6 protein-coding genes and 1 tRNA gene are annotated in these 7,291 nt (G+C 46.0%); 3 read left to right on the top strand and 4 right to left on the bottom strand.

Features of this window, described 5'->3' with window-relative positions; translation table 11 throughout:
* Positions 1 to 149 precede the first annotated feature (149 nt).
* Positions 150 to 221: transfer RNA gene (locus A4R26_RS34085), tRNA-Arg, on the bottom strand.
* A gap of 777 nt (positions 222 to 998) precedes the next feature.
* Here A4R26_RS34085 and A4R26_RS34080 point away from each other — a divergent pair.
* The 3 genes from A4R26_RS34080 to A4R26_RS34070 all read left to right on the top strand — a co-directional run bounded on the left by A4R26_RS34080 (position 999) and on the right by A4R26_RS34070 (position 3,181).
* On the top strand, positions 999 to 1,496 hold the full coding sequence (locus A4R26_RS34080; protein WP_081171630.1) for a DinB family protein: 498 nt from the start codon (positions 999 to 1,001) through the stop codon (positions 1,494 to 1,496).
* Between the two features lie 115 nt (positions 1,497 to 1,611).
* Positions 1,612 to 2,055 carry a VOC family protein gene (locus A4R26_RS34075; protein WP_081171628.1) on the top strand — a complete coding sequence of 148 codons (444 nt, stop codon included), beginning with the start codon at positions 1,612 to 1,614 and terminating at the stop codon, positions 2,053 to 2,055.
* A gap of 475 nt (positions 2,056 to 2,530) precedes the next feature.
* Complete coding sequence (locus tag A4R26_RS34070; protein ID WP_081171626.1) at positions 2,531 to 3,181, top strand: tetratricopeptide repeat protein; 651 nt, start codon at positions 2,531 to 2,533, stop codon at positions 3,179 to 3,181.
* A 182-nt stretch (positions 3,182 to 3,363) separates the two neighbouring features.
* Here the strand turns inward: A4R26_RS34070 and A4R26_RS34065 are convergent, their stop codons facing one another.
* Genes A4R26_RS34065 through A4R26_RS34055 form a run of 3 tightly spaced genes read right to left on the bottom strand, consistent with a single transcriptional unit; the run spans position 3,364 to position 7,159 of the window.
* Entirely contained in the window at positions 3,364 to 4,515 is a 1,152-nt protein-coding gene (locus A4R26_RS34065) for a response regulator (protein ID WP_081171624.1), read from the bottom strand.
* Complete coding sequence (locus tag A4R26_RS34060) at positions 4,508 to 5,767, bottom strand: PAS domain-containing protein (RefSeq protein WP_081171622.1); 1,260 nt, start codon at positions 5,765 to 5,767, stop codon at positions 4,508 to 4,510. Before A4R26_RS34060 ends, A4R26_RS34065 begins: the two co-directional genes overlap by 8 nt.
* A gap of 30 nt (positions 5,768 to 5,797) precedes the next feature.
* Entirely contained in the window at positions 5,798 to 7,159 is a 1,362-nt protein-coding gene (locus A4R26_RS34055; RefSeq protein ID WP_081171620.1) for a sigma-54-dependent transcriptional regulator, read from the bottom strand.
* Positions 7,160 to 7,291: the final 132 nt, after the last annotated feature.

Below are 7,291 nucleotides of genomic sequence, written 5' to 3'. Positions count from 1 at the left end.
ATGGAAATACTATAACAGGATTGCATAACTATAGATATGAACAGAATTGATTGTGGCAGCTACAAAATGATAGGGTCAACTATTGGGACAACCAAACTGGTAAAAAAGAAAAAGATGCGGGTTTTACCGGCATCTTCGCGAAAAATTTGTAGTCCCGACAGGAATCGAACCTGTATCAAAAGTTTAGGAAACTTCTATTCTATCCATTGAACTACGGGACCAGTAAAAATTCAAATTCTATTTGTTCACCACCCCGGTCACCTTCAATCGGGAGGCCTGCAAATCCACTCCGGCAGCCCTGCCGCCCGGCGGATGGCAAAAATAGGAAGAAAACTATTAAACCGATAGCCTAAACGGTCAAATACACTGAAAATCCTGCTTTTAGTATCATTACTCATACTCCTGGCAGCCCTAATGCTTACAGCCAAATGAACAAAAGCTGCCGATCAATAGTAACTGGCCAGCCAGCCATTTATTGAAACAGGTAAAATGCGGTTACAATGGCCGTTTGCATTGACAAAAGAAGGGAAACTGTTTGCAGATGGTATTGCTGCGGAGCTGTTTACCCCCTGACCCCTAAAGGGGGAGGCGCTGGTTATTACGGCTTGCGCTAATGCCTTCGGGATTGAGCCGGGTTTAAGCCCATCTTTCTTCGGACTTTCTTCGGACTTTCATTGGGAATGTTCGGGTCTACCTAGGGGAAGTCCGAACAAAGTCCGAACAAAACCCGAACATTCCCCGAAGCAATACCGGCGCAAACCCGGAATAATACCGAATGTCTCTCAAACCGCCCCCGGCTGTTCCGGGGTGTCACGTACTAAAATAACTTTACACTTTGGAGGGTTAGACTGGGGAGAACTTTACAGGCATCTTTTTATCCGTAATAGCCAACCCGGTAAAAAAAAATTTCCCCTTTTCAATCCCTGCTGACATACTGTTGTCACTTCCCCGCAATAGGTTTGTGGTGTAATCATTACCATACTTAAAAAATAATAATCATGTCAACGCAAACTGTATCACCCATCGCTTCCGCAACCATTTTTACGCCCCAACAATTGCTCACACACTGGCAGGGCCATCGCGGGCTTACCCGTAAAATGATCGAGGCCTTCCCCGATGACAAATTATTTACCTATTCTATCGGCGGTATGCGCCCTTTCTCCGAACTGGTATATGAGTTCCTGGGTATGGCAGTACCCGGACTGAACGGTATCGCTACCGGAAAATGGCAAAAATGGGCCGATGCGGAAAAAGTAAATACCAAAGCCGAACTGCTGGCCCTGTGGGATGAGGCTACCGCTCAGATCAACGACATATGGCCTACCATTCCTGCCCACCGCTTCCAGGAACAGGATGTAGCCTTCGGTCAATGGCCCGGTACCGGCATCTCGTTCATCTTTTACTTTATCGATAACGAAATCCACCACCGCGGTCAGGCCTACGTGTACCTGAGAAGCCTTGGCATTGAGCCGCCAGCTTTCTGGGACCGTCCATAACTTCTAATTAAAATAATTTTAATTGCCCTGTCATTCACCGACAGGGCAATTTTGCTTGCTGCCAATAACGGTTTTACTAACTTTCCGTTTCATTGCAGCGATACAAACATCACATATGAAAAAAGTAACCTGTTTATTAGTTGTCAGCATAATCCTGATCCTGTCTGCCAGCGCTCAAAATAAACCGCGGATCAACCACATCGCCCTGTACGTAATGGACCTGAAAACAAGCACCCATTTCTATCAGCAGGTGATCGGTCTCGATACCATTCCCGAACCTTTTCACGATGGCCGCCATACCTGGTTCAGCCTGGGTACCCCGGGGCACCTGCATATTATTTCAGGCGCTGCCGCCAAAACGCCGCACGATAAAAACACCCACCTGTGCTTTAGCGTTCCTTCCATAAACGATTTCATTACCAATCTTAAAAAGCACAAAGTGGAATACGAAAACTGGGCAGGGGAGAAGCATACCGTTACCAACCGCGTTGATGGCGTAAAACAGATCTATTTCAAAGACCCCGACGGCTACTGGATAGAGATCAATGACGATAAATAGCCGACATGCTGTCAGCTAAATTCAACAGCCCAAACCAGTATTCCATAATTTTAAATGGCCATTTAAAATTACAAACCATGCACCTGGAATTACAAATACCCCCGTTTAATTACAAACCTGCTTCCATAATTATGAACGCCTCATTAAAAATTATAAATCGTCACTTATAATTACAAACGAGCTTCAATAATTTCAAATGGCCGGTTGCTGTTACAAAAAATGCTTCTGCAGTTAGCGGGGTGAAAATATTTATAAGCCTTGTGCGTGTAAAATGTGTATGGGTTAAGGGTGTATGAAAATGGTGCCACCTACCCCCCAATCCTCCGGATCAGCCCGGCTTCCGGCCATAAGCGGTGAAACCGGCTACCGGCGCCCGCCCATGCCAATTAACCTGCCTTTGCCCCACCCGCCATCATAAACTACCCGCCGCAAACCGAATTGGCGTATCTTTGCCATCCTTAAAATTTAAAGGTTTATGAAGTTTTATGTTTGGCTCATACGTTACCGCCTCTACCTGGGTCTGGCGCTGATTGCTTTGGGCGTACTGGCCAATGTCAATTATGGTTTCTGGCCCGCTTTTCCGGCCTATTTTATCGGCCTCATTCTTATTGCCGGCCACTTCTTTATAGGCCCCCTGCGCCTTATTCAGGAACACATGGAAACCGGCGACCTCGATGGCGCAAAACGCGTATTGAATTCTATAAAATATCCCAACCTCCTGTATAAACCCATCCGCTCGGCCTACTTTACCTTCAAAGGTCAGCTCGCCATGATGGAACAGGATTTCGATACCGCCGAAAAGAACATGAAAAAAGGCCTCGAAATCGGCACCCCAATGAAAGAGGTTAAAGGCGCCAGCATGTTGCAAATGGGTATGATCTCGTTACAAAAGAACGATTTCAAACAGGCTGAAAAATACATTCGCCAGGCCATTCGCGAAGGATTACCCGATAAAGAAAATGAAGCGGCGGCCTACCTGCAAATGTGTAATATCATGATGAACAAACGCGAATTCCGCGCCGCCAAAGAATTCTTCCGTAAGGCAAAGGCCCTGAAGCCTACTACCGCCGAGCTGGTTAAACAAATAAAAGAATTAGAGAAACATATTCCCCGCCTGCCGGGGTAACTATTGGCCTTCGGCCATAGTTGAGGAAAGAAATAAGAAGTCGGAAGTACGAAGCTCAAAAACCTTCATACTTCCGACTTTTTTTAGCACCTTCCGGCACCTCTGTATTTTACTTCAACTTTTTACCCGCCCATTTCCCGCCTGTATTCACTTCGACATTCAACATTCGACATTTTCTCATCTCACAACCCAAACTCCTTCTTCAACTGCCCCACACATGCCTCCAGCACTTTCACCACTTCCTGCACCTGTGCAGGGATCTGATCAACCTGTTCGCCCTTTTTTCCATTCGTTTCTATCGCACGCACAACATCCTTTATTTTTATTATGCCCATACTGTCGATGGTCGCCTTCATCTTATGTGCCAGCTTGCTAACCTGCTGCCAGTTCTGCTGTTCGGTTTCCTTTTGTATATCATTGAGCGAGGGAGGCACTGTTTGTATGAACAATTCCACCATGCGCTTCACAAAATCCGCATCGCCGCCCGCAATGGTTTGCACCATGCTCAGATCATATAATTTATCATGGCCTTCGGTTACCGGTATATTTGTTTCGCTCATAGGTATAGCCTCCTTTGTACTCGTTTTTAAATTATTTGATATAACAAGAAATAATTTCTGTTCATTAAATGGTTTGGGTAGAAAATCGTTCATACCTGCCGCCAGGTATTTTTCACTATCCCCTTTCAATGCATTGGCGGTTAACGCCACAATAGGAATAGCCGCCTTAACGGGATCGCTCAACTGCCTGATGGCTCGTGTGGCTTCTATCCCATCCATCTCAGGCATCTGTATATCCATAAGCACCAGGTCGTAGTTATTTTCCTGTATCCTGTCAACAGCCTCACGGCCATTGTTCACCACATCCACAGTAAAACCCCACGATTCCATAATATGCCTGACAAGGTATTGGTTCAGCTCCACATCCTCGGCCACCAGAACATACCTGTTGCCCAGGCTTTGATAATTCAGGTCTTGTGCCACGGTTGATTGATTGAGTTTAGATGAACTGATTGCAAACGGCAACTCAAAGCTAAAGGAACTTCCCTTTCCCGCCTCACTTTCCACTTTTAATTCACCGCCCATCATTGTTATTAATTCCCTGCAAATACTAAGCCCCAGTCCAGTGCCGCCATGCGTGCGGGTTATAGCTACATGCGCCTGCATAAAGGGTTCAAAAATCAATCCCAGCTGACTCGCAGTAATGCCTATTCCGGTATCCCTTACGGAAAATGCTATCCGAATTTCATTACCGCTCTTCTGTATCAACCGGGTTTCAATGGTTACAACCCCGGTTTCGGTAAACTTTATGGCATTGTTGATGAGATTATTCATTTACCTGGCTCAACCGGTACGGGTCGCCCAGCACCACCAGCTCTTCACCTAACAAATTCTCATATGCCAATCCAATGCCTTTCTCTTCTGCCTTATATATAAACGATTGTAAACAAAGCTCTATACGATCGGCCAGCGAAAACACCATATGCTCAAACTGCAGTTTACCCAAAATGATCTTCTCCAGGTCAAGCACATCGTTCACCAGCAATAACAGGTTATTGGCCGATTCCTGTATCAGCTGCAGGTAATTCTGCTGTTGTTCATCGAGTTTAGTTTTGGCCAGCAAACCTGCAATGCCCAACACCCCGTTCATGGGTGTGCGTATTTCATGGCTCATATTGGCAAGAAATACTTCCTTGGCCCGGGCCGCTTCCTCCGTTATCTTTTTCGCCTGCCGCAATTCCCGCTCGGCCTTGATACGGTCAGAGATATCCTGCGCAAAACCTATTACATAGGGCTCTATGCCCGGTACATCCATTTTATAGTTCTGGTACAACAGGTAAATGACCTTCCCTGTTTTTCCCTGGATCCTGAAAACGCCTTCCGATTTTCCATGCCGCAGTATCGGCTGTAAGTAATTCAATTCATATAACGCTACGTCTTCTTCCGGTATGAATTCAACCAGTTGCCGGCCCACCATTTCGCCGGCAGTATAATCCAGCGCCAGGCTCGCGGCCGGGTTTACCGACAATAACTTTCCGTGAAGGTCATGCGTGCAGATCCAGGCCTGGCTGTAATTGAACAGATCGCGGTACTTCTTCTCACTTAACTGTATGTATTCTTCCGCCCGCTTCTGATCGCTGATGTCGATGCTGTATGCAATGCAGAACTTTACCTGCGCTTCTGCATCCAGTACCGGTTGTATATGTCTGATGTGATATTTAACCTGTCCGTCGGCCCATTCAAACCGCTCCTCCCATTTCTGCAGTTGCTTTGTTTGCACTGCCTCGTCTATCATTTCTTTCCGCCGTATGGCCAGTTCGGGAGGTTTTTGCCGTATGCGGCAGTAATCATCTATGTTCTTCCCGATAAGCCATTCCCGGGTTTTCACGTCTTTTATTACCGCTGAGTTGATGAACATGAACTCGCCTTCCGTACTGAACACTGCAATGTCTGCAGGAATATTCATGAGCACTTCTTCATAAAATGAAGCCGGCGTTTGTAACGCACTGCCCTTATTTTCCCCGGTTCCGCCCGGTTGTGGCGAAATTTCCTTATCAGCTGACGGTATGTTTTTCAACGGTTTCATTATAGCGGGTAATCTACAGTGAATATGCGATTACCTGGCGTTCAGTTCACCGGCCTGTATCATCCGGTAAATGGTGGATTTTCCTATATCAAGCTTTTTGGCTACCAGTAAAACATCCTTGTCGTATTTGTCGAGATAGTGCTGTATGATCTGTAATTCAAATTCTTTCAATGTCCGGTCCTTATTCATGAGGTCATTTACAGATGAATTGGAATTAAGGGTTATGTGCTCGGGCAGAATGGTGTCGCCATCGGCCATTACTACGGCCAGCTCCATTACCGAACGCAGTTCCCGCACATTGCCGGGGAATGCATGGCTCAATAATCGTTGCTGGGCTTCAGGCGATAACAATTTTCTGTCGGTATTATTTTCTTTGCAGAACTGATCCATAAAATGCTTGGCAAGTATAATTATGTCGTTGCCGCGCTCTCTCAATGGTGGTATTTGTATGGGTAACCCGATCAAACGATAATACAGATCTTCCCTGAAGCGTCTGCCCTGTACTTCTTCCAGTAAATTCTTGTGGGTAGCTACAATGATGCGTACATTGATAGGCACCACTTCATTTCCGCCAACCCGCGTTATTTCGCGCTCCTGCAATACGCGCAGCAGCTTGGCCTGCAGGTTGATATCCAGTTCGCCTATTTCATCTAAAAAAAGCGTACCGTTATGTGCTTCCTCAAATTTACCAATACGCCGGGTAATAGCGCCGGTAAATGCGCCCTTTTCATGTCCGAATAGTTCGCTCTCGATAAGCTCACGGGGAATGGCAGCCACGTTCACCGCCACAAACGGCTTTTTGCTTTTGTCGGAATTGTAATGAATGGCCCGCGCCACCATTTCCTTACCCGTTCCTGTTTCGCCGGTAACGGAAACAGTGATATTCGTTTTACAGGCCTTTTCTATGAGGCCGAACACTTTTTCGAAAGAAGCGCTTTTGCCTATGAGGTATTTTGAATAATCGTACTTTTTTCCCACCTGCTCTTTCAGCTGCTCCACCTCTTTACGCAGCCCGTCAATTTCCTTCAGGTGCAACAGGCTGTTCCAGAGCCGGTCCTTGGCATCGTCGTCTTTTACTATGTAGTCGAATGCACCGTTCTTGATGAGGCTGATGGCGGTTTTAATGTCTTCCTGTCCCGATATGATTATTACCTGAATACCGGCGTCAATTTCCTTTATCTTCTTCAATACTTCACTGCCATCCATATCGGGCATCGAATAGTCGAGGGTAACTACCTCAGGCCGCTCATGCAAATGGTTCAGGAAGTCTTTACAGTTATGGAACCGCTTAACTTCGTAATCAGGATTCATTGCCAGGTAGTGCTGCAACATAGAGCCATACCAAACATCGTCTTCGAGTATAAATATCTTTAGGGAGTGCTGGTTTTTCATTTTGTGAAAATCTGTAATGCAACAAACGTATTAATTTTGATTTTATTCCCATTTAAAGACCGATTCCACCGTAGAAACCCATCTTTCTTTTTCCCTCGCAAACTACTTATTATCAAGGCCTATGTGTTTCTA

Origin of the sequence: Niastella populi (genome assembly GCF_002078015.1) — a bacterium.
GTDB lineage: Bacteria > Bacteroidota > Bacteroidia > Chitinophagales > Chitinophagaceae > Niastella > Niastella populi.
This window is presented reverse-complemented; position numbering and strand designations above follow the sequence as displayed.

Bases quoted from the DNA above. Each gene is read 5' to 3' on its own strand.
- A4R26_RS34080 (WP_081171630.1), top strand. From the start codon at position 999: ATGTCAACGCAAACTGTATCACCCATCGCTTCCGCAACCATTTTTACG.
- A4R26_RS34075 (WP_081171628.1), top strand. From the start codon at position 1,612: ATGAAAAAAGTAACCTGTTTATTAGTTGTCAGCATAATCCTGATCCTG.
- A4R26_RS34070 (WP_081171626.1), top strand. From the start codon at position 2,531: ATGAAGTTTTATGTTTGGCTCATACGTTACCGCCTCTACCTGGGTCTG.
- A4R26_RS34065 (WP_081171624.1), bottom strand. From the start codon at position 4,515: ATGAATAATCTCATCAACAATGCCATAAAGTTTACCGAAACCGGGGTT.
- A4R26_RS34060 (WP_081171622.1), bottom strand. From the start codon at position 5,767: ATGAAACCGTTGAAAAACATACCGTCAGCTGATAAGGAAATTTCGCCA.
- A4R26_RS34055 (WP_081171620.1), bottom strand. From the start codon at position 7,159: ATGAAAAACCAGCACTCCCTAAAGATATTTATACTCGAAGACGATGTT.